Origin of the sequence: Roseibium aggregatum (genome assembly GCF_017309185.1) — a bacterium.
GTDB lineage: Bacteria > Pseudomonadota > Alphaproteobacteria > Rhizobiales > Stappiaceae > Roseibium > Roseibium aggregatum_B.
This window is the reverse complement of the sequence record NZ_JAEKJZ010000001.1, coordinates 2,053,245-2,073,143: the sequence shown is the minus strand read 5'-3', so window position 1 is coordinate 2,073,143 and position 19,899 is coordinate 2,053,245. Positions and strand designations below refer to the sequence as shown.

The window sequence follows — 19,899 nt, the reverse complement described above, 5'->3', positions numbered from 1 at the left end:
TTTTATCACCTAGCGCATTTCTTCGGGAGCATTGACGCCCAGAATCGAAAGACCTGAAGCGAGCACCAGAGATACTGCACGAACCAATGCAAGACGCGCCAGCGTTAATTTCTCGTTACCAGGGTCAATAAATCGTAAATGCGGCGATTCCTTGCCTCGATTCCAATGAGCATGCAAAGAACTTGCCAACTCATGCAGATAAAATGCGATTCGGTGCGGCTCGTGGGTTTCCGCCGCGGCATCCAGCAATTTCGGCCATTCCGCCATCTTCGCGATCAGCTCCAGTTCGCCGGAATCGCTCAGCAGCGTGAAGTCGGCCTGGGCAAGCTGACGATCGTCGAACCCGATTCCCGGAAGTTCTTCCGCGGCCTGACGCAAGACCGACCGGCAGCGGGCATGGCCGTACTGAACGTAAAAGACCGGATTGTCCTTCGACTGCTCGGTGACCTTCTTGAAGTCGAAATCAAGGGGTGCGTCGTTCTTGCGGTAAAGCATCATGAAACGGACGGCGTCGGAACCCACCTCGTCGACGACTTCGCGCAATGTAATGAAATCGCCCGACCGTTTGGACATTTTCACGGGTTCACCGTCACGCATCAGCTTCACCAGCTGGCAAAACCGCACGACAACTTCGGTCTTTCCTCCGGAGACTGCCTTGCCGACAGCCTGCAAACGCTTCGCATAGCCGCCGTGATCCGCGCCGAGAACATAGATCGTTTCCTGGAACCCGCGCTCGAACTTGTCCTGGAAATAGGCGACATCTGCGGCGAAATAGGTGTAGGAGCCGTCCGACTTCTTCAAGGCCCGATCCGTGTCGTCGCCGAAATCGCTGGCGCGGAACAAGGTCTGTTCGCGGTCTTCCCAGTCGTCGGGCACCTGCCCCTTCGGCGGAGGCAGGGTGCCTTCGTACACAAGCCCCTTGTCCCGGAGACCGTCGAGCATCCTGTCGATCTTGGACCCATTGGACCCGCCACGCGCGTGCAGCGACCGTTCAGAATAGAAAACCTCATGGGAGACGCCGAGAGCGGCCAGATCCTCTCTGATCAGGTCCATCATGGCGGCAATCGCTCTTTCCTTGACGATTGGCAGCCATTCCTCTTCGGCCTTCTCAAGCAGCGAGCCACCAAACTCCCGGTCGAGCATTTCCCCGACCGGTTTCAGGTAATCGCCGGGATAAAGACCCGCCGGAATCTCGCCAATGGTCTCTCCGCGTGCCTCGCGGTAGCGCAAAAAGGCGCTGCGGGCGAGCGTGTCGATCTGCGAGCCCGCATCGTTGATATAGTATTCCTTGGTAACCTCGCAGCCGGCGAATGTCAGAAGGTTCGCCAGCGCGTCGCCGACAACGGCTCCGCGAATGTGTCCGACATGCATCGGGCCGGTCGGATTGGCGGAAACATATTCAACATTCACCTTCGGCGCCGGAGATTGCTCAATGGCACCGAAGCCATCGCCGAGCTGCAGAACGCTGCCGAGAACGCGCTGCCAGACAATGGGCGCGACCCGCATGTTGATGAAGCCCGGGCCCGCGACCGACAGTTCCGTGATATCGGGATTTTCATCGAGCTTTGCGACAAGCCGCTCGGCGAGCTCCCGCGGTTTCGTTCCCAGGGGTTTTGCCAGAACCATGGCGGCATTGGTGGCAAAATCGCCGTGCGCCGGATCCCTCGGTGCTTCGACAACGACCCGGGATAGATCGATAGGTTCGCCACTTGTATCCTTAAGATCAAGTTCTTGCAGAGCTGATTTAACGCGTTGCGTGAAGTCCGCAAAGATATTCATGCTACTCCGGCCGGCTTTCTTGTTTCAAATACAAACTCCCCGTGCGCTGCGAAGGGAAAGCCTTCGGCGCCACGGGGTTGTCAAGTCGTCCTTGCGCCTACCCCAAATCGGGTGTGTCGTCAAACAATCTGCGATGTTCCTCAATCGCATATCTGTCGGTCATGCCAGCGATATAATCGCAGACCCGTCTCGCCGTTTCCGTCTCGTTCAGCCCCGCCAAACCCTTGTTCCAGGGGTCCGGCATCAGATCCGGCTCAGAGAGGAACCTGGAGAAGAGGTCCCGCACGACACGGGCGACCAGTCGGCGGACGGCCAGAACATCCGCATGGCGGTAGACCCTGGCGAACAGAAACCGTTTCACTTCCTTTTCCGCGACCGTCATTTCGCTGGAGAAGCCGACGAGGCACCGTCCCGCCTCCCGGATCTCCAAGACGCTTTGCGGGTTGACCTCAGCCAGATTGCTCACCCCTTCCCGGATGACATCCTCGACCATTCGCGTGATCGATCTGCGCACGATTTCATGAATGCGGCGCCCCTCCTCAAGACCCGGGTACTTGGTATCGACCTCACCGAGGATATCGGCCAGAAAGGGAACCTCTTTCATGTCCTCAATGGCGAACAGGCCCGCTCTCAGACCATCATCCAGATCGTGTGCGTCATAGGCGATGTCATCCGCGATTGCCGCCGCCTGGGCTTCCGCGCCCGGCCAGGTGTCAAGCAGCAGGTCCTGTCTTCCGGCATAGTCGCGAATTGCGAAAGGCAACTGGCCTCCCCTGAACTTTCCCAAAGGCGCGCCGTCCGGACCGATCAACGGGCCGTTGTGCTTGACGAGGCCTTCGAGCGTTTCCCAGGACAAGTTGAGACCGTCGAACTCCGCATAACGATGCTCGAGAAGGGTCACGACCCTTAGCGACTGCGCATTGTGATCGAAGCCCTCGAAGGGGGCCATGCATTCATGCATGACATCCTCGCCCTCGTGGCCGAAGGGCGTGTGACCGAGGTCATGGGCGAGCGCGAGACATTCGGCGAGATCCTCGTCGAGCCTCAATGCGCGCGCGAGCGCGCGGGCTATCTGGGAAACTTCGATCGTATGCGTCAACCGCGTCCGGAAATGATCGCCTTCGTGATAGACGAAAACCTGGGTTTTGTGCTTCAGCCGCCGAAATGCCGAAGAATGGATGATGCGGTCGCGGTCGCGCTGAAACGGCGTTCTGGTCGGACTTTCAGGCTCCGGAAAAAGCCTTCCCCGGCTTTTCGCGGGGTTTTCCGCGTAAATCGCCAGCGATTGCGCTCCAAACCCGATGTTCGGTCTCATTTGCGTGGTGCCACTCACCGAATATCCCCATGTCTTGTTTGATTATAACCGATCGGTCGACATTGACGCGCTCTTCCGCAAAACTTACCTATCAGAAGAAGGCGTTTTGACAGCCTTGGCAGCAGCATGAGCACAGCGAGTCGGCGAAGTATGACCGAAACACTTGAAAATCGAGTAACAGTCAGCGACCGCGCTGCCAAGCGCATCGCGGCAATATTGTCCAAGGAAGCCTCGGGCAGCATGTTGCGCGTGAGCGTCGAAGGCGGCGGCTGCTCCGGTCTGCAGTACAAATACGACGTGGTCGACAATCGGGACGACGACGATCTTGTCATCGAGAAGACCGGCGCGACCGTGCTGATCGATTCCGTTTCCCTGCAATTCATGGCGGGGTCGGAGATCGATTTCGTCGACGATCTGATCGGGCAATCCTTCCAGATCAACAATCCCAATGCGGTTGCCGGCTGCGGTTGCGGCACCAGCTTCACGGTCTGAAGCGCCCTGCCGCGCTCCATCCGCCGGTTGCCCCGGCACCTGTTTTAACGAGAGGCAACCGCTTCATGAAAATCGCGACCTGGAACATCAACGGCGTCAAGGCCCGGCTCGACACGGTTCTGGACTGGCTGAAAGAAACCTCCCCCGACATCGCCTGCTTTCAGGAAATAAAATCGGTAGACGAGAATTTTCCGCTCCAGCCCTTCGAGGACCTTGGCTACAATGTCGCGACCCATGGGCAAAAGGGGTTCAATGGTGTCGCACTCTTGTCCAAAACCCCGCTCGAAGATGTAAGAAGGGGTCTTCCAGGCAATGACGATGACGAACAGGCCCGTTACATCGAGGCCGGTGTCTCGACCAGCGCCGGGGCAATCCGGTTCGGCTGTCTCTATCTGCCGAACGGCAATCCGCTCGGGACAGAAAAATTTCCTTACAAGCTGGACTGGATGGACAGGCTGATTGCCCACGCTGAGGCCCGGTTGAAAGAGGAAATTCCGTTCCTGCTTCTGGGCGACTACAATGTCATCCCCGATCCGATTGACGCGAAGAACCCGCAGAACTGGGGTGACGACGCATTGTTCCAGCCCGAAAGCCGTCAGCGGTTCCGTGCGCTCACGCATCTCGGCCTCACGGAGGCCGTGCGGAGTTGTACGGAAGCGGAAGAAACCTTCACCTTCTGGGACTATCAGGCCGGAGCCTGGCAGAAAAACAACGGCATTCGGATCGACCATATTCTGCTGTCGCCGCAGGCCACCGACCTTCTGGACGGCTGCGGCATCGACAAGCACGTGCGAGGCTGGGAAAAACCGTCCGACCACGTTCCGGTCTGGGTAAAGCTCGCCGCCTGAACGGCCGGCCAACCCAAACGCTCACTCCACCCGGAAAGGCGCGACTTGCGGTTCGCACTCCCCGTGGTAGTCTTTGCGGTGCTATGGGGTAAGCAAAGGCCAAAACAGGTCCGCCCGCTCATTGCGCGGACACATTCTGCCGGTGGCAATCAGAGGCGCCGGGCGCGGAGCTTTTCGTATCTGTGTTTCCGCGATTTTCGTCCTGACCGCATTGCCATCTCACACAATTCCTGCGGCCGAGGCGCCGACGCCTTCCTGTACGTGCCGATACGAGGGCAAGAACTACGGGCTTGGCGAGACCGTTTGCCTGAAAAGTCCAGATGGAATGCGTATGGCGACCTGCTCCATGGTGCTGAACAACACCTCATGGACATTCAGCAAGTCCCCCTGCCCGCTTTCGAATGCGGGCCCTTCAATACGGTTGGTCTACAAATGGGAAAGCGCCTGGAACAGTCCCTCTACGTCTGGACCGCAGGTGCGGACCCGGCAACCGGAGCAAACGCTACGGACGTGCCTTCGGGTTTATTGAGAAGGAAGCTGCTGCGCCGTCATCATGTCCGGGCGGTTTTGCTGCAGCCAGCCATCCGCAAGCGAGCGGGCCAACTGCCGGACGGTCTCCGTGGACACGGCAAAATACTGCTCGTGCATGTCGTTGATCCAGGTGGCCCCGGACCCGGCGGCCTGCTCCCGCGCCACGGTCATCCACATCAGCCCGCGTGCTTTCTTCTTGTCGGAATTTCCGAGGGAATAGAGCGTTTCACCGAGACGGGCCTGCGCGCCAATGTGACCTTTGAGCGCCGCGAGGTTGTACCAGCGAACCGCCATCCGGCTGTTGCTGTCCTGATACATGCGCCCCAGTTCGAACTGCGCCTCCGCATCGCCGAAGTAGGACGCCGCGTGGGTGAAAATCTGCCTGGCCCGAGACTCGTTCTTCGGAACGGTCCCCTCGATGCCATTCAGGTAATAGGTCCCGAGCGCGACAAACGCGCTGGACACGAAAGGCGCATCGGGGGCATCCGGACGGTCGTCACCGTGCTCGCGCACGATCTGGCTGTAGTATTCAAACGCCTTGAGGTCGTCTTCCTGAACGCCGTCGCCGCTGGCGTACATCTCTCCGAGTTTCCAGGCGGCCATCGGCTGCCCGTTTTCCGCAGCATAGCGCAGCGATGTCAGCGCCGCCGCCTTGTCGCCGGAATAATACTGCCGCGCTCCGGTTCTCAAAGCTTCGGTCGGCGTCAGTTCCAGCGCATCAATCGGGTTGCTTGAGGCCGGCTGACCGTCAAAGGCTTGAACACTGCCCGTCAAACCGACAAGCATCAACGCGCCAAGCATCTGCCTGGCAAAAGTAAGGCGTTGATATTGCGAACTGTTTTTCTTCATCCCCGTCACACTATAAAACGCCGGCCGAAACCTGTCGGGTTGCCGGACGATCTTTCCGGCCTTATTTTTTGTCCGCGCCAAGCGCATTGTCTGAACTCTTCTGCCCCTGAGTTGTCTCAGTTCGGCTTGTTGTTCTCGAGCAGCCTAAGGTGGCCAATCAATTCGGCCTAAGTTGGGCCATTCTTGGCCCAAAAGAGACCATTTTCGTAATCGGTCGCCGAATTCCTTCCCACGCCGCCGGAGCGGCTGCGGCAGGTGAACGCAACTAATCTAGCGCAACGGGTGACGGTCAAACATGGCCGAACATGGGCAGCAGCCTTATTCGCCGGTTTCCTGAAAGACTCTCTTTGCCGGTGTTGCCGATTTAGCACAATTTTGATGTCCCCATCCCGCTTGAACGGCATTCCAACATGCCGGGGTTGACGATATCTTTCCAGCGGGGCCGTAACCCCTCCGTTCTGTTGAAAACGGGGGCTTATGGTTAAAAACCTTTCTCGTTCTACATTTGTCCTTCAAAATCGAAGTCGATTCGGTATAGGTACCGGTTTTGAAGCTCCGGACCATGTACTCCAACCCTCTCAGGCGATACGGAATGAGCGCTAAAGACGATTTGTTTGCAGGCAACGCGGCGGTTTCCAAGCCGGTCACGGAAGACGTTCCGGCGCCGGTGACCAAAAAGCCGCGTTCCGTGGCAACAGCGCCCGCGCCCGAAGACTACTCGGCCGCCGACATCGAGGTTCTCGAAGGCCTCGAACCCGTGCGCCGTCGACCCGGCATGTACATCGGCGGCACCGATGAAAAGGCTCTGCATCACCTGTTCGCCGAAGTGATCGACAATTCCATGGACGAGGCTGTCGCAGGACATGCCACCTGGATCGACGTCACCCTGACCGAGGACGGCTATCTGACGATCACCGACAACGGCCGCGGCATACCTGTCGACCCCCATCCGAAATTCAAGGACAAGTCCGCGCTTGAAATCATCATGACGACCTTGCACGCGGGCGGAAAGTTCGACAGCAAGGTTTACGAAACATCCGGGGGCCTGCACGGCGTCGGGATCTCGGTCGTCAATGCGCTTTCCGAGGAACTCGTCGTCGAGGTCGCCAGAAGCCGCAAGCTCTACCGGCAGATATTCCGGCGCGGTCATCCGCAGGGTGGGCTGGAACTTGTCGGCGACACGCACAACCGGCGCGGCACCCTGGTCCGCTTCAAGCCGGACGCGCAAATTTTCGGCAAAGACGCCAGGTTCAAGCCTGCCAGGCTCCTCAAAATGGCGCGTTCGAAGGCCTATCTGTTCGGCGGCGTCGAAATCCGCTGGCATTGCGCGCCCGATCTTCTGAGCGACAAGGACGAGACACCCGAGGAAGCCGTCTTTCATTTTCCCGGAGGATTGAAGGACTTTCTAGCGGAACGCCTGACCAAGGAACGGCGCGTCGTCGACGAGATCTTCGCCGGCAGAACCGATCACACCGGCAAGCACGGCTCCGTCGAATGGGCGGTGAACTGGTTTGCCGGCGACGGCTTCGTGAACTCCTACTGCAACACCGTTCCCACACCTGAGGGCGGAACCCACGAGGCTGGATTCCGCTATGCGTTGTTGCGCGGCCTGAAGGCCTATGGCGAACTGACAAGCAACAAGAAAGCAGCCATCATCACCGGAGACGATGTGATGACATCGGCCGGCGGCATGCTGTCTGTATTCATCCGCGAACCGGAGTTCGTCGGCCAGACCAAGGACAAACTCGCGACCAACGAGGCGACGCGGATCACCGAGGCGGCGGTTCGGGACGCATTCGATCACTGGCTGACCGCCTCCCCCAACCAGGCCAACAAGCTTCTGGAATGGGTCATCGACCGCGCAGAGGAACGTTTGCGCCGCCGGCAGGAAAAGGACGTCGCGCGAAAAACCGCGGTCCGCAAACTGCGGCTTCCGGGAAAGCTTGCCGATTGCTCCGCCAACCAGGCCGACGGCACCGAGCTTTTTATCGTCGAGGGCGATTCCGCGGGCGGGTCCGCCAAGCAGGCCCGCAACCGGTCCAACCAGGCGGTGCTGCCCTTGCGCGGCAAGATCCTGAACGTTGCCAATGCGGGCCGGGACAAGCTTGTGGCCAACCAGCAACTGGCCGACCTCATCCAGGCGCTCGGCTGCGGCACGCGGTCGAACTACCGTGACAGCGACCTGCGCTACGAAAAGGTCGTGATCATGACCGATGCGGATGTCGACGGCGCGCACATCGCTTCGCTGCTGATCACGTTTTTCTATCGCGAAATGCCGGACCTGATCCGCGAAGGGCATCTCTATCTCGCCGTTCCGCCGCTGTACCGGCTCAGTCAAGGCGGCAAAACCCTCTACGCCCGCGACGATTTGCACAAGGACGAACTTCTTGCCACCGCCTTCAAAGGCAAGTCAAAGGTTGAGATCGGCCGCTTCAAGGGCCTTGGCGAGATGCTGCCGGCACAGCTCAAGGAGACGACCATGGATCCATCGAAGCGGTCTCTTCTCAAAGTCGATGTGGAGGAAACCGCCATCGCGGACACGAACGACACAGTCGAACGGCTCATGGGGAACAAACCCGAGGCCCGCTTCCGGTTCATTCAGGATAACGCAGAATTCGCCGAAGACCTTGATATCTAAACAGAGAAGCTCCGGCTGTTTCTAAATTAAGTTGCGCAAACAGTTTTCGTTACCACGGCGCGGATAAGTTTCCATATTAACTTCGTCGGCAAAATTAGCCGCAAATACTCGAATTTCCTCGCATTCTACCTCACCCGCGCATTGACACCCGAATTTATAAATGTAGGGTGTGCGCAGTTTGGCACCGGTCCATCTCAAGGTGCCTTCATGGACAATCACAACATCCGGGCAAACCGCTACATGGCATTTGATACTCTCGGTCTTAGCGAGAAGGTCCTCGCTGCAGTTGAGGCAGCAGGTTATAAAGAACCTACGGCAATTCAGTCCGGCGCAATTCCCCAGGTGCTGGAACGCCGGGACGTTCTCGGAATTGCGCAGACGGGAACCGGCAAGACCGCAAGTTTTACTTTGCCTATGCTTACGCTTCTGGAGAAAGGACGCGCCCGCGCCCGTATGCCGCGCACGCTGATCCTGGAACCGACGCGCGAACTGGCGGCGCAGGTCGAAGAAAACTTCGAAAAATACGGAACCAATCACAAGCTCAATGTCGCGCTTCTGATCGGCGGCGTGTCCTTTTCCGAACAGGACAAGAAACTCGACCGCGGCACCGATGTGCTCATCGCGACGCCGGGCCGTCTGCTCGATCATTTCGAACGCGGAAAACTGCTGCTTCAAGGCGTCGAAATTCTCGTCATCGATGAGGCGGACCGCATGCTGGACATGGGTTTCATTCCCGATATCGAACGGATCTGCAAACTCATCCCGTTCACGAGACAGACGCTTTTCTTCTCTGCGACGATGCCACCGGAAATCCAGCGCCTGACGGAAACGTTTCTGCAAAACCCGGCCCGCATCGAGGTCGCCCCGACATCATCTACCGCCGACAATGTGGCTCAGTTCCTGAAGGCCTCTCCGTCAAAGGATTACGAAAAGCGGGCGGCGCTTCGCGAGTTGCTGGAAGGCGCCGAAGACCTGAAGAACGCCATCGTCTTCTGTAACCGCAAGAGGGACGTGTCCACCCTGTTCCGCTCCCTGGAACGACATGAATACAATGTCGGGACATTGCATGGGGATATGGATCAGCGCACCCGCATGATGATGCTCGACAACTTCCGGAAGGGCAATATCAAGCTTCTGGTTGCCAGTGACGTCGCGGCTCGGGGCCTCGACATTCCCGAAGTCAGTCACGTCTTCAACTACGACGTTCCGATCAATGCGGAAGACTACGTTCACAGGATCGGCCGAACCGGCCGCGCGGGTCGGTCGGGAATCGCCTATACCCTGGTCACGCCTGAAGATCAGAAGTACCTGGAAGCGATCCAGGTGCTGATCAACAAGACGATCGACTGGCTGGGTGAGGAAATCGATTTCGAAGAGGCTGCGAGAGAACGCAAGGCACGACGGAAGTCCGGGCGCTCTTCCAAGGCAGGCAGTTCCAGCAACGACAACGAAACCGACACCGCCAAATCCTCCGGACGCCGGCGTGGGGGCAAGGCCAAACCAGAACCGGTTGAGAGCCTTGAAGAGATTTCCGACGACGCAATCCCGTCGACGGTGGCGAAAATGCCGCAAAAACCAGCTGGTCGAAAGTCAAAAACCGACAAACTGGAACCGGCATTCGCGCCTGGCGTGCATATCCCCGCCTTTCTCCTACGTGAGCCGCGCCCAAAAAAGGCGTCTTAATCGCTAGTTTTACTAATAATCAGCCTTAGACTTAACGTGTCCTTAAATTTTCCATCCGAGTTTCAACACTAGGACTCGCAACCGTGTGGGGCGGATTCGCGATACTCCATCGAGAGAGTGTTTATGGCGGAAGAAGACGACCATAAGCGGACCATCAAATATGGTGAATCCGCTATCAGCTATATCAAGAAGAACACGTTGCCAGCTTACCCACGTTCTTATGAACTCTGGTACACGTATTCGGCTGGTTACAATCAGGGTCTCAACCGCGCCATCAACGAAACACTGAAGACAAACGGACGCGTCAGCACCGACGAGATGCTTACCCTTTACGGTAGGTTCCTGTCGCCGACCCGTTTGGGAGACCGCCTGGACGAGGTGGGGTCCAAAGTTTCCAAAGAAGTCGAGGAACTGGTCGATTCGTTGCAGTTGAGCGCGGACGCCACCTCCGACTACGGACAGGCGCTGGAAAAGGCGAGCGCCAAGATCAAGACCGTCACCGATGCGAGCAAGCTACAGACTTATGTGACCCATCTGGTGAAGTCGACACAAAAAGCGGTAACCTCGAACCGCAAGCTGGAAAGCCAGCTTCTGGAATCGAAGAAGCAGATCGAAACCCTTCAATCGTCTCTTGAGGCGATCCGCTACGAGTCGCTTACGGACGAGCTGACCACGCTCAATAACAGAAAACATTTTGAAAACTCCATTGAACGCCTGGTTGACCAGTTCCACGAAAGCGGACGAGGCTTCGCTCTGGTTCTGACCGATATCGATCATTTCAAGGCTTTCAACGATACCTACGGTCACCAGACCGGCGACCAGGTATTGCGGCTTGTTGCCCTTGCCGTGAAGCAAAACGTCAAGTCCGAGGACATTGCCTGCCGTTACGGCGGCGAGGAATTTGCGATCCTGCTGCCGAATGTTTCCACGAAGGATGCCGCCGAAATCGGTGAGCGTATCCGGCTGGCGGTCATGTCGAAGGAGCTTGTGAAACGCTCGACAGGAGAAAACCTCGGACGGGTCACGATTTCCGTCGGAATCGCCACGTATCGGGACATGGACACAGCCCACTCCATCGTTGCGCGCGCCGACAAGGCGCTTTACGCGGCAAAGGGCGACGGCCGCAACCTGGTCAGGACCGAGCAGGACATCGACGATACCGAGGAAGAGAAGGTCGCCTGACGCCGTCCGTCAATTGGGATAACAGCCAGGCCGTCTCATTTCTGTTTGCAAGGCTGCCGGGGTCAGTTTCCCGCTCTGAACCCCATCTGCCAGAAGTCGCTTTCCAGCCTGCATGCCTTTTCGAACAGCGAGAACACGCGCGGATACCTGTGCTCGGTCAGGGATTGGTCCGCTGTTTCGTTGAACCAGCTTTCAAAGTCACGCGCGAGTTGCTGATAGGCATCGCCGGAGTACTCGGCGATCCAGCGCCGATAGGGATTGTCGGGACCACCGGCCCCCTCCGCCTGTAGCCAAGACCCTATTTCGGCGTATCCCAGAACGCAGGGGGCCAGGGCTGTCTGCAGGTCGAGAAGATCGCCCGACATGCCTGCGTCCAGAACGAAACGGGTATAGGCCATGGTCGGCGTATCCTCATGCGCGTTCTCGATTTCGGCCCGGGACATGCCCCAGGTGCCGCAGATCTCGATGTGCAGCTCCAGCTCCACATCGAGGATTGCCTTCACCCCTTCGAGCGAGCGGCGCATGTCCTGCGTCGTCTGGCTCTTGTAGACGGCAAGGGCATACGCCCGAGCGAACTGGATCAGGAAAAGGTAGTCCTGAACGAGATAATGCCTGAAACTTTCTAGCGGCAGAGATCCGTCGCCAAGCTGCCTGACGAACGCATGCCTGGTGTAATCGGCCCACTGCGGGCGTGCGTCGGCTTTGAGCCGGTCGAACAAACTCATAAAAACCTCAGGAAAGACAATGTGTCAGACGATAGTTGGCTCCGCCTGATTGTTATCGGACCGTATTCTAACGCGCCAGGGCGCTCAGATCCGCGGCCTGGAGAGTGACGGATTCTCCGCAGCCGCAGGCGGACACTTCATTCGGGTTCTTGAATACGAAACCGGACCGGAACTTGGTCACCTCGAAATCCATTTCGGTGCCAAGCAGAAAAAGAACCGCCGACGGATCGACAAAAAGCCTTGCCCCCTTGTCTTCAATCACATCGTCGCCCGGCTGAGTGTCCTCAACCAGTTCCATGGTGTATTCCATGCCAGCGCAGCCGCCCTTCTTGATGCCGATGCGCAAGCCGACGGCTTCCTTGTCGGAATTTTCGACAAGGTCCCTGACACGGTCTGCTGCTGCGTCTGTAAGGGACATTACCTGGAATTTGCCGGCGGCAGCCATGTTTTCCTCTTTCGATCCGTACCTTCAGACCCGATTGAATGGTTTCACGGGCTAAAAGAAATATGGTCCTAATACCAGTTCAGGGCAACCTTCGCTTCATCCGACATCCGGTCCGGCGTCCAGGGCGGATCGAAAACCATGTCCACATTGACCGGCCCGACACCGGGAACCGAGGATACCGCGTTTTCCACCCAGCCCGGCATTTCGCCGGCGACCGGGCAGCCGGGGGCGGTCAGGGTCATGTCGATGTTGATCGACCTGTCATCCTCGATATCGACCTTGTAGATCAGGCCCAACTCGTAGATATCGCAGGGAATTTCCGGGTCATACACGGACTTCAACGCACCGATGATGTCGGTCGTCAGCCGGTCGAGTTCTTCCATCGGAATAGCGCTCACGGTGGAGACTTCTGTCTGAAGCTCTTCGCCGGCCGCGTTGGTGTCGATCGTGGTCGCATTTTCCATGCTGGGATCCGTCCTTACCCGAAAAAGCTCTGTGCCCGCAACAGGGCCTCATAAAGCGCGTCGACTTCCGCGCGCGTATTATAAAGGCCGAAGCTCGCCCGACATGTAGAGGTCACACCGTATTTTGCCAAGAGGGGTTGGGCGCAATGGGTACCAGCCCTCACCGCAACCCCTGACCGGTCGATGATCGTCGCGACATCATGCGCATGTGCCCCCTTTATCTCAAAAGAAACGATGGCTCCCTTTCCCGGTGCTTCACCGAAGATACGAAGAGCGTTGATTTCTTTCAATCGCCTGTGGGCGTAGTCCTTCAGATCGGCCTCGTGACGGGCAATGTTCTCGCGACCGAGCGCATCCATGTAATCGAGCGCTGCCCCCAGTCCGATTGCCTGAACGATGGGGGGCGTTCCCGCTTCGAAGCGGTGCGGCGGATCATTGTAGGTGACCATGTCCTCGGTCACGTCGAGGATCATCTCGCCGCCACCGTTAAACGGACGCAAGGCCTTCAGCCGCTCGGGCTTGGCCCAAAGCACTCCGATGCCGGTGGGACCGTAGACCTTGTGACCTGTGAAGACATAGTAATCGCAATCGATGTCCTGAACGTCCACCGGCAGGTGCACCGCCGCCTGGCTGCCGTCGACAAGCACCGGAATACCGCGCTCATGAGCGATCCGGCAAACCTCCTTGACCGGCACGACCGTCCCCAGGACGTTAGACATGTGGGTGATGGCAACGAGCCTGGTCTTGTCCGAGAGTGCGTCGGCGAAGGCATCCAGGTCGAACGAGCCGTCTTCTCGTACATAGAGCCAGGTAAGCTTCGCTCCATGACGTTCCCGGTGAAAATGCCAGGGAACGATGTTGGAGTGGTGCTCCATGATCGACAGGACGATCTCGCCGCCGTCGCTGAAATAGTCGGGGCCCAGACCGTAAGAGACCAGATTGATCGCCTCGGTGGTGGATTTCGTGAAAACGATCTCCTCCGGCGAACCGGCATTGAGAAATCGGCGCACCTTCTCGCGTGCGGCCTCGTAATTGTCGGTCGCCGTGTTGGAGAGGAAATGCAGGCCCCGGTGCACATTGGCGTATTCTTCCGAATATGCCTTGGCGATCGCGTCAATGACGGCCGCCGGCTTCTGGGCGGAAGCGCCATTGTCCAGATAGACGAGCGGTTTTCCGTAGACCTCACGCGACAGGATCGGAAAATCCTTGCGAACGGCTTCGACGTCGTAGCCCGGTGCTTGAATTGTCTCTTGTGCTGTTGCGACCGTCATGCGGTGCTGCTCCCGTTTCCCGTGCCGGTTTTGCGCGCCTGCTTAGTGACTGGCGAGCCAGTCTCGAACGCGCGTTTCCAAGCCTTCTGTCACGTCCTCTTCATCGTACTCTTCAATTGCTTCCGAGAGAAACGCCAGTACGAGAAGCGTTTTCGCCTCGTCTTCCGGAATGCCCCGGGCGCGCAGGTAGAAGAGCAGATCCTCGTCAATCTGACCGCTGGTCGCGCCATGGGCACAGATGACGTCGTCGGCGAAAATCTCCAGCTCCGGCTTGTTGGCCATCTCGGCGTCCTCGGACAGGAGCAGAGCCTGGGTCATCATCTCGCCATCGGTCTTCTGCGCATGGGGCGCGACATTGATACGCCCCTGATAGACGCCCTTGGCGCGCCCGTCGAGAACGGTCTTGAAGAACTCGCGGCTGTTGCAATGCGGAACCGCGTGATCGACGATCAGCGTCTGGTCCGCAAGGTCCTCGCCGCCGGCCATCGAGACGCCATAGATGTTCGCCTCTGAGTTTTCGCCGGCAAAATTGACAAACTGCTGATTGCGCGTGAAGCGCGGACCTGCGATGAAACCGAGTGACTTGAACTCGGCTTCCGCGCCAAGGGTCGCAATGCTGGTGAACAGGCGCGCGGCTTCGGTCTTACCGGTCATCAGGCGTGTCGCCGCAAGGGAGGCCTTGTCGCTGACGTTGTAGTCGAAGACCGTGTTGAGCTCGCCCGCTCCCGTGTCGCCGACAAAGGTCTCAAGCAGGTGGAGTTTTGCCCCTTCGCCGAGGGTCACCGCGTTGCGGACCGCCTGCGCGCCGGCGCTTGTCGCGACCTGCACAAGTTCAATGGGCTTTGACACTTCCACGCCGCTCTTGACGGCAATCACCACGCCGCCCCTGACAAATGCCGTGTTGAGAGCGACGACGCCGTCCTCTGGACCGGTTTTCGGTGTCTTGAGCATCTGGCTTGCATCCGCGTCATCCAGCGTATCGGCGAAGCTGAACACCGACACACCTTCGGCGAGAAGCTGGTCGACGTCGGACAGCTCCGGCTGGAACACACCGTTGGCGACGACCACTCGGTAGCGGTCGAGATCGCCGAATGTCTCGGCGCTCTCCACAACGGCCTTCGTTGCAGCCAGGTCCGTCGCCGCAGCCAGCGGCGCGGCCGACTTCATGAAGGCCCGCAGGTCCGAGTACTTGTACTCTTCGACCCGGCGGTGCGGCAGGCCGCGGTCACGGATCTGGCCGAGCGCGGCTTCGCGCAGAGCCGTCACGGTCACCGAACCGGGCAACTCAGCCCTGGTCGTTTCGAACCGGGACAACAGATCGCTTTCGGCCTGGGTCTTCTGGATGGGTGCATTTGCGTTCATGTCGCTTCGCTCCCTCAAGCCGCCGCGTCGATATAATCGGCGTAACCGTTCTTTTCGAGCTCAAGCGCCAGTTCCTTGCCACCGGTCTTCACGATCCGGCCCTTGGACAGGACATGCACGACGTCCGGAACGATGTGATCGAGCAAGCGCTGGTAGTGGGTGATCACGATCATGGCGCGCTCGGGAGAGCGCAGCTTGTTGACGCCTTCAGAGACGATCCGCAGGGCGTCGATGTCGAGGCCGGAATCGGTTTCGTCGAGAACACAGAGTTTCGGCTCAAGAAGCGACATCTGCAGGATCTCCGAGCGCTTCTTCTCGCCGCCGGAAAAGCCGACATTGAGCGGACGCTTGAGCATGTCCATGGAGACGTTCAGATCAGCCGCCTGCTCCTTGACCCGCTTCATGAACTCCGGAATGGACAGCGCTTCCTCGCCGCGCGCCTTGCGCTGCGCGTTCATTGCCGTCTTCAAAAATTCCATGGTGGCGACACCCGGAATTTCGAGCGGATACTGGAACGCCAGGAACAGGCCAGCAGCGGCGCGCTCATCCGGCTCCATGTCCAGCAAATTCTCGCCGTTGAAGAGGATTTCGCCTTCCGTGACCTCATAGTCGTCCTTGCCGGCCAGAATGTAGGACAGGGTCGACTTGCCCGATCCGTTCGGGCCCATGATGGCATGGACTTCTCCGGCATTCACCTTCAGGTCGATGCCGCGCAGGATTTCGGTTTCGTCTTCCGCGATGCGGGCGTGCAGATTTTTGATCTCAAGCATCTTTGATTTCCGTAGCGTTTTTCGTCGTCTGTTTCTGCTCCGCCATCCGGCGGAGATCCTGAAGTCTTTTTTCGCGAACTGCGGCTGTTCGCCAGATTTTCATTGCAAACACGGCAACAACTGCAAGCCCCAACAAGCCGAATGCGATGTCGACCGTCGTCAGGATGGCCGTCACCAAAAGGAGCAGGATCGCCAGCAGAAAGAGCACGCGCTCCGTCATTTCGTGACGGACAAATCGATGTTGTTCTTTCAGCCCGTCCTTTTCGGATAGGCGTCTCTGTGCCGCGGCGGCCTGAGCCTGCGCTATGCCTAGTTCAAGGCAGTCTGTCTTGTCAGCCATTGCCATTGGCTATCCAATCTCCATACCCGCCTTACCGAACCAGCCACCAAAAGAGGCTGATCTCAGATTCGATTCATCTGGCCAGTATTTCGGATACGGCCTGATCAGCAGCCGGAAGAGCATCGCAAAAGCAAACAGCACATCAGGCCCAAGGACCAAAGCAAGTGCCGGCTTTGCTGAAATCTGCATGCTCTTCGGCTTCCTCTTTTAACCCACCGAACCTTCCAGGCTGATCGAAATCAGCTTCTGCGCCTCGACGGCGAATTCCATCGGCAACTGCTGGATCACGTCCTTGACGAACCCGTTGACGATCAACGCCACGGCCTCTTCCTCGGACATGCCGCGCTGCTGGCAGTAGAACATCTGATCGTCGGAGATCTTCGAGGTCGTCGCCTCGTGTTCGAACTGGGCCGATGCGTTCTTGCTTTCGATGTACGGCACCGTGTGCGCGCCACAGTCCTGACCGATCAGCAGCGAGTCGCACTGGGTGAAGTTTCGCGCGTTGGAGGCTTTCCTATGGGCGGAAATCAGCCCGCGATAGGTGTTTTCCGACTTGCCGGCCGAAATCCCCTTGGAGATGACCCGGCTGGAGGTGTTCTTGCCCAGGTGGATCATCTTGGTGCCGCTGTCGATCTGCTGATAGCCGTTCGACACGGCGATAGAATAGAACTCGCCGCGTGAATTCTCGCCGCGCAGGATGCAGGACGGATATTTCCAGGTGATCGCCGAGCCGGTTTCCACCTGGGTCCAGGAGATCTTGGAGTTCCTGCCCCGGCAGTCGCCGCGCTTGGTGACGAAATTGTAGATACCGCCCTTGCCGTTCTTGTCGCCCGGGAACCAGTTCTGGACGGTGGAGTACTTGATCTCCGCGTCATCCAGCGCAACCAGTTCAACGACAGCCGCGTGAAGCTGGTTCTCGTCACGCTGCGGCGCCGTACAGCCTTCCAGATAGGACACATAGGCGCCCTTGTCGGCGATGATCAGCGTGCGCTCGAACTGTCCGGTGTTCTGTTCGTTGATCCGGAAGTAGGTCGACAGTTCCATCGGACAACGCACGCCCTCGGGCACATAGACGAAGGACCCGTCTGAGAAGACAGCCGAGTTCAATGTCGCATAGTAGTTGTCGGTGACCGGCACCACGGAACCGAGGTACTTTTTCACCAGATCCGGGTACTCACGCACGGCCTCGGAAATCGAGCAGAAAATAACGCCTGCCTTTTTCAGCTCTTCCTTGAACGTGGTGACGACCGAGACACTGTCGAACACGGCGTCGACCGCGACGCGGTTCTTCGGCTCGACGCCGGCCAGGATTTCCTGCTCGGCCAACGGGATGCCCAGTTTCTCGTAGGTTGCCAGCAGTTCCGGATCAACCTCGTCCAGGCTCTTCGGACCTTCGACGGATTTCGGAGCCGCCCAGTAGTAGAGGTCGTCGAAGTCGATCTTGGGATAGGAAACGCGTGCCCAGCTCGGCTCTTCCATCTGCTGGAAGCGGCGCAAGGCGTCGAGACGCCATTCCGTCATCCATTCCGGTTCGTTCTTCTTGGCGGACAGAAAGCGGATCGTTTCCTCAGAAAGGCCTTTCGCGCCCTTTTCAGACTCGATATCCGTTACGAAGCCGTATTTATACTGGTCGACATCGATGGCTTTCACCCGATCGATGGTTTCCTGTACCGCAGGCATTGTGCACCTCCATATAACGGACGCCGTGTCCGCGTTTCTTTTCATTCATCGCAGGCATTGCCTGCGAGAGCTTTCCTTGCCGCCATTCAGCGGACTATCCCTACGCCGCCCGGTGGCGGGCATCCGGGTTGAGCCGTTCCACGATCTTCGGCCAGACCGACAGAAACCGGTCGATTTCGGCTTCCGTCGTCTTCCATCCCGTGCTGACACGCAGGGCACAGCGTGCAAGCTCTTCGCCGACCCCCATCGCGGTCAAGACATGAGAGACCGACACCTTGCCCGAGGAACACGCGGAGCCGGACGACACCGAGATCCCTTCCAGATCGAAAGCGATCAACGCGGTTTCCGCCGGTATTCCGGGAACCGCGAAACAGGTCGTGTTCGCTAGGCGGCCGGAGGCCTCGCCGAAAACTACGGTTCCCGGACACACGGCCTTGATCCCCGATTCAAGCCTCGTTTGCATGTCAGCGAAATGGCGCGTGTCCACCGCCTCTTCAAGGGCCTCTTCCGCGGCAGCACCGAATCCGGCAATCGCAGCCACGTTTTCCGTACCGGCCCGACGCCAGTTTTCCTGGCCACCGCCGGTCATCAATGCCGAAGGCACCCGCGCGGTAGACCCGACGACCACTGCGCCAGCCCCTTGGGGACCGCCGAACTTGTGAGCAGACAAGGTAAGGACGTCGGCCTGCCAGGCGTCCATATCGATTGGCATGCGCGCTGCTGCCTGAACCGCGTCCAAATGAAGGAAATGACCATAGGTCTTGACGATGGTCCCGATTTCCCGGAGCGGCTGAACAACGCCCGTTTCGTTGTTGGCCACCATAATGGAAACAAGACTCTGTTCGGCATCTTTAACGGCAAGTTCAAGTTCGTCAAGACGAACCCTGCCTTGCGAATCGACCCCGATCGAGATCTGGTCGGCGGTGGCGAAACGCCCTCCGGAAAGCACCGATGGATGCTCGACCGCACTCATGACCAATTTGTCGAGATAAACCGGAGCACCCCGGTCCTGCCACGCAGGCGTAAGCGCGGTCATGTTGGCTTCGGTTCCACCGGAAACGAACGTCACCGCCCTGGCCTTCACATCACAAAGCCGGGCGACCTGTTCCCTTGCCGCCTCGATCCGGCCACGTGCCCTGCGTCCGTGCGCGTGAACGGATGACGCGTTTCCGGGGTCGTTCAAAACCTCGATCATCACATCCCGGGCGCGGGGGCGAAGGGGTGCCCCTGCGTTATGATCGAGATAAATCGGGTCGAAGCGACGTGCCATTGCACCCCATTAGCCGGATTCGAGACTGAGTTTGGTTCGAATATCCGCAGAATTGCCAAGCACATGTTCGAAAAACTTGAAATTTTTCGCCGCGATGACGATAACACCCCCCAACCGGTCGAACAGCGTGTTGTTTGCCTTTGGGCGGCGATGCGAACTTTCGAATAATTCTAAACAGGGTTCTAGAAACTTGGAGACTAAGAGTCAAGTTTAGACTTACGGGAAATCACGTATCCAGACCCCGATTTGCCGCGT

General features: G+C 58.4%; 18 protein-coding genes. 5 read left to right on the top strand and 13 right to left on the bottom strand.

Translation table 11 applies throughout. From position 1 onward, the window contains the following. Window positions 1-9: 9 nt before the first annotated feature. Together argS and JF539_RS08965 are read right to left on the bottom strand one after the other, a co-directional pair. A complete protein-coding gene (gene argS, locus JF539_RS08970; RefSeq protein ID WP_207139948.1) occupies window positions 10-1,779 on the bottom strand; it encodes an arginine--tRNA ligase in 1,770 nt (589 codons plus the stop codon). Window positions 1,780-1,876: 97 nt separating this feature from the next. Next, window positions 1,877-3,094 (bottom strand): deoxyguanosinetriphosphate triphosphohydrolase, encoded by a 1,218-nt coding sequence (locus JF539_RS08965; protein WP_207139947.1) that lies wholly within the window; start codon window positions 3,092-3,094, stop codon window positions 1,877-1,879. A gap of 150 nt (window positions 3,095-3,244) precedes the next feature. Between JF539_RS08965 and erpA the strand changes: the two genes are divergently transcribed. Then, window positions 3,245-3,586, top strand: coding sequence for an iron-sulfur cluster insertion protein ErpA (gene erpA / locus JF539_RS08960; protein ID WP_207139946.1), 342 nt, complete (start codon window positions 3,245-3,247; stop codon window positions 3,584-3,586). Between the two features lie 65 nt (window positions 3,587-3,651). Beyond that, the gene (gene xth, locus JF539_RS08955; protein ID WP_207139945.1) at window positions 3,652-4,434 is read left to right on the top strand and encodes an exodeoxyribonuclease III; all 783 of its coding nucleotides are present in this window, start codon (window positions 3,652-3,654) and stop codon (window positions 4,432-4,434) included. Window positions 4,435-4,956: 522 nt separating this feature from the next. Here the strand turns inward: xth and JF539_RS08950 are convergent. Further along, the gene (locus JF539_RS08950; protein WP_209017060.1) at window positions 4,957-5,751 is read right to left on the bottom strand and encodes a tetratricopeptide repeat protein; all 795 of its coding nucleotides are present in this window, start codon (window positions 5,749-5,751) and stop codon (window positions 4,957-4,959) included. A gap of 655 nt (window positions 5,752-6,406) precedes the next feature. Between JF539_RS08950 and parE the strand changes: the two genes are divergently transcribed. The 3 genes from parE to JF539_RS08935 all read left to right on the top strand — a co-directional run bounded on the left by parE (window position 6,407) and on the right by JF539_RS08935 (window position 11,317). Beyond that, entirely contained in the window at window positions 6,407-8,452 is a 2,046-nt protein-coding gene (gene parE / locus JF539_RS08945; RefSeq protein WP_207139943.1) for a DNA topoisomerase IV subunit B, read from the top strand. Window positions 8,453-8,692: 240 nt separating this feature from the next. Next, window positions 8,693-10,135, top strand: coding sequence for a DEAD/DEAH box helicase (locus tag JF539_RS08940; protein WP_207139942.1), 1,443 nt, complete (start codon window positions 8,693-8,695; stop codon window positions 10,133-10,135). 123 nt (window positions 10,136-10,258) lie between these two features. Further along, window positions 10,259-11,317 (top strand): GGDEF domain-containing protein, encoded by a 1,059-nt coding sequence (locus tag JF539_RS08935; protein WP_207139941.1) that lies wholly within the window; start codon window positions 10,259-10,261, stop codon window positions 11,315-11,317. 62 nt (window positions 11,318-11,379) lie between these two features. On the opposite strand, the gene tenA is transcribed toward JF539_RS08935, so the two are convergent. The 10 genes from tenA to JF539_RS08885 form a co-directional block, all read right to left on the bottom strand. After that, the gene (gene tenA / locus JF539_RS08930) at window positions 11,380-12,042 is read right to left on the bottom strand and encodes a thiaminase II (RefSeq protein ID WP_207139940.1); all 663 of its coding nucleotides are present in this window, start codon (window positions 12,040-12,042) and stop codon (window positions 11,380-11,382) included. A 67-nt stretch (window positions 12,043-12,109) separates the two neighbouring features. Continuing rightward, window positions 12,110-12,487, bottom strand: a complete 378-nt coding sequence (gene sufA / locus JF539_RS08925) for a Fe-S cluster assembly scaffold SufA (protein ID WP_207139939.1) — start codon at window positions 12,485-12,487, stop codon at window positions 12,110-12,112. Window positions 12,488-12,555: 68 nt separating this feature from the next. Next, window positions 12,556-12,951: an SUF system Fe-S cluster assembly protein gene (locus tag JF539_RS08920; RefSeq protein ID WP_207139938.1), complete on the bottom strand. Its 396-nt coding sequence runs from the start codon at window positions 12,949-12,951 to the stop codon at window positions 12,556-12,558. Between the two features lie 14 nt (window positions 12,952-12,965). Next, window positions 12,966-14,222, bottom strand: a complete 1,257-nt coding sequence (locus JF539_RS08915; protein WP_207139937.1) for a cysteine desulfurase — start codon at window positions 14,220-14,222, stop codon at window positions 12,966-12,968. Between the two features lie 42 nt (window positions 14,223-14,264). Next, a complete protein-coding gene (sufD, locus tag JF539_RS08910; protein ID WP_207139936.1) occupies window positions 14,265-15,584 on the bottom strand; it encodes a Fe-S cluster assembly protein SufD in 1,320 nt (439 codons plus the stop codon). 14 nt (window positions 15,585-15,598) lie between these two features. Continuing rightward, the gene (gene sufC / locus JF539_RS08905) at window positions 15,599-16,354 is read right to left on the bottom strand and encodes a Fe-S cluster assembly ATPase SufC (RefSeq protein ID WP_207139935.1); all 756 of its coding nucleotides are present in this window, start codon (window positions 16,352-16,354) and stop codon (window positions 15,599-15,601) included. Further along, window positions 16,347-16,694: a hypothetical protein gene (locus JF539_RS08900; RefSeq protein WP_207139934.1), complete on the bottom strand. Its 348-nt coding sequence runs from the start codon at window positions 16,692-16,694 to the stop codon at window positions 16,347-16,349. The genes sufC and JF539_RS08900 overlap by 8 nt, the downstream gene beginning before the upstream one ends. Before the next feature lie 9 nt (window positions 16,695-16,703). Then, entirely contained in the window at window positions 16,704-16,883 is a 180-nt protein-coding gene (locus JF539_RS08895; RefSeq protein WP_207139933.1) for a hypothetical protein, read from the bottom strand. Window positions 16,884-16,901: 18 nt separating this feature from the next. Beyond that, window positions 16,902-18,374: a Fe-S cluster assembly protein SufB gene (sufB, locus tag JF539_RS08890; RefSeq protein ID WP_207139932.1), complete on the bottom strand. Its 1,473-nt coding sequence runs from the start codon at window positions 18,372-18,374 to the stop codon at window positions 16,902-16,904. Window positions 18,375-18,474: 100 nt separating this feature from the next. Next, window positions 18,475-19,644 (bottom strand): cysteine desulfurase family protein, encoded by a 1,170-nt coding sequence (locus JF539_RS08885; protein ID WP_207139931.1) that lies wholly within the window; start codon window positions 19,642-19,644, stop codon window positions 18,475-18,477. Window positions 19,645-19,899 lie beyond the last annotated feature (255 nt).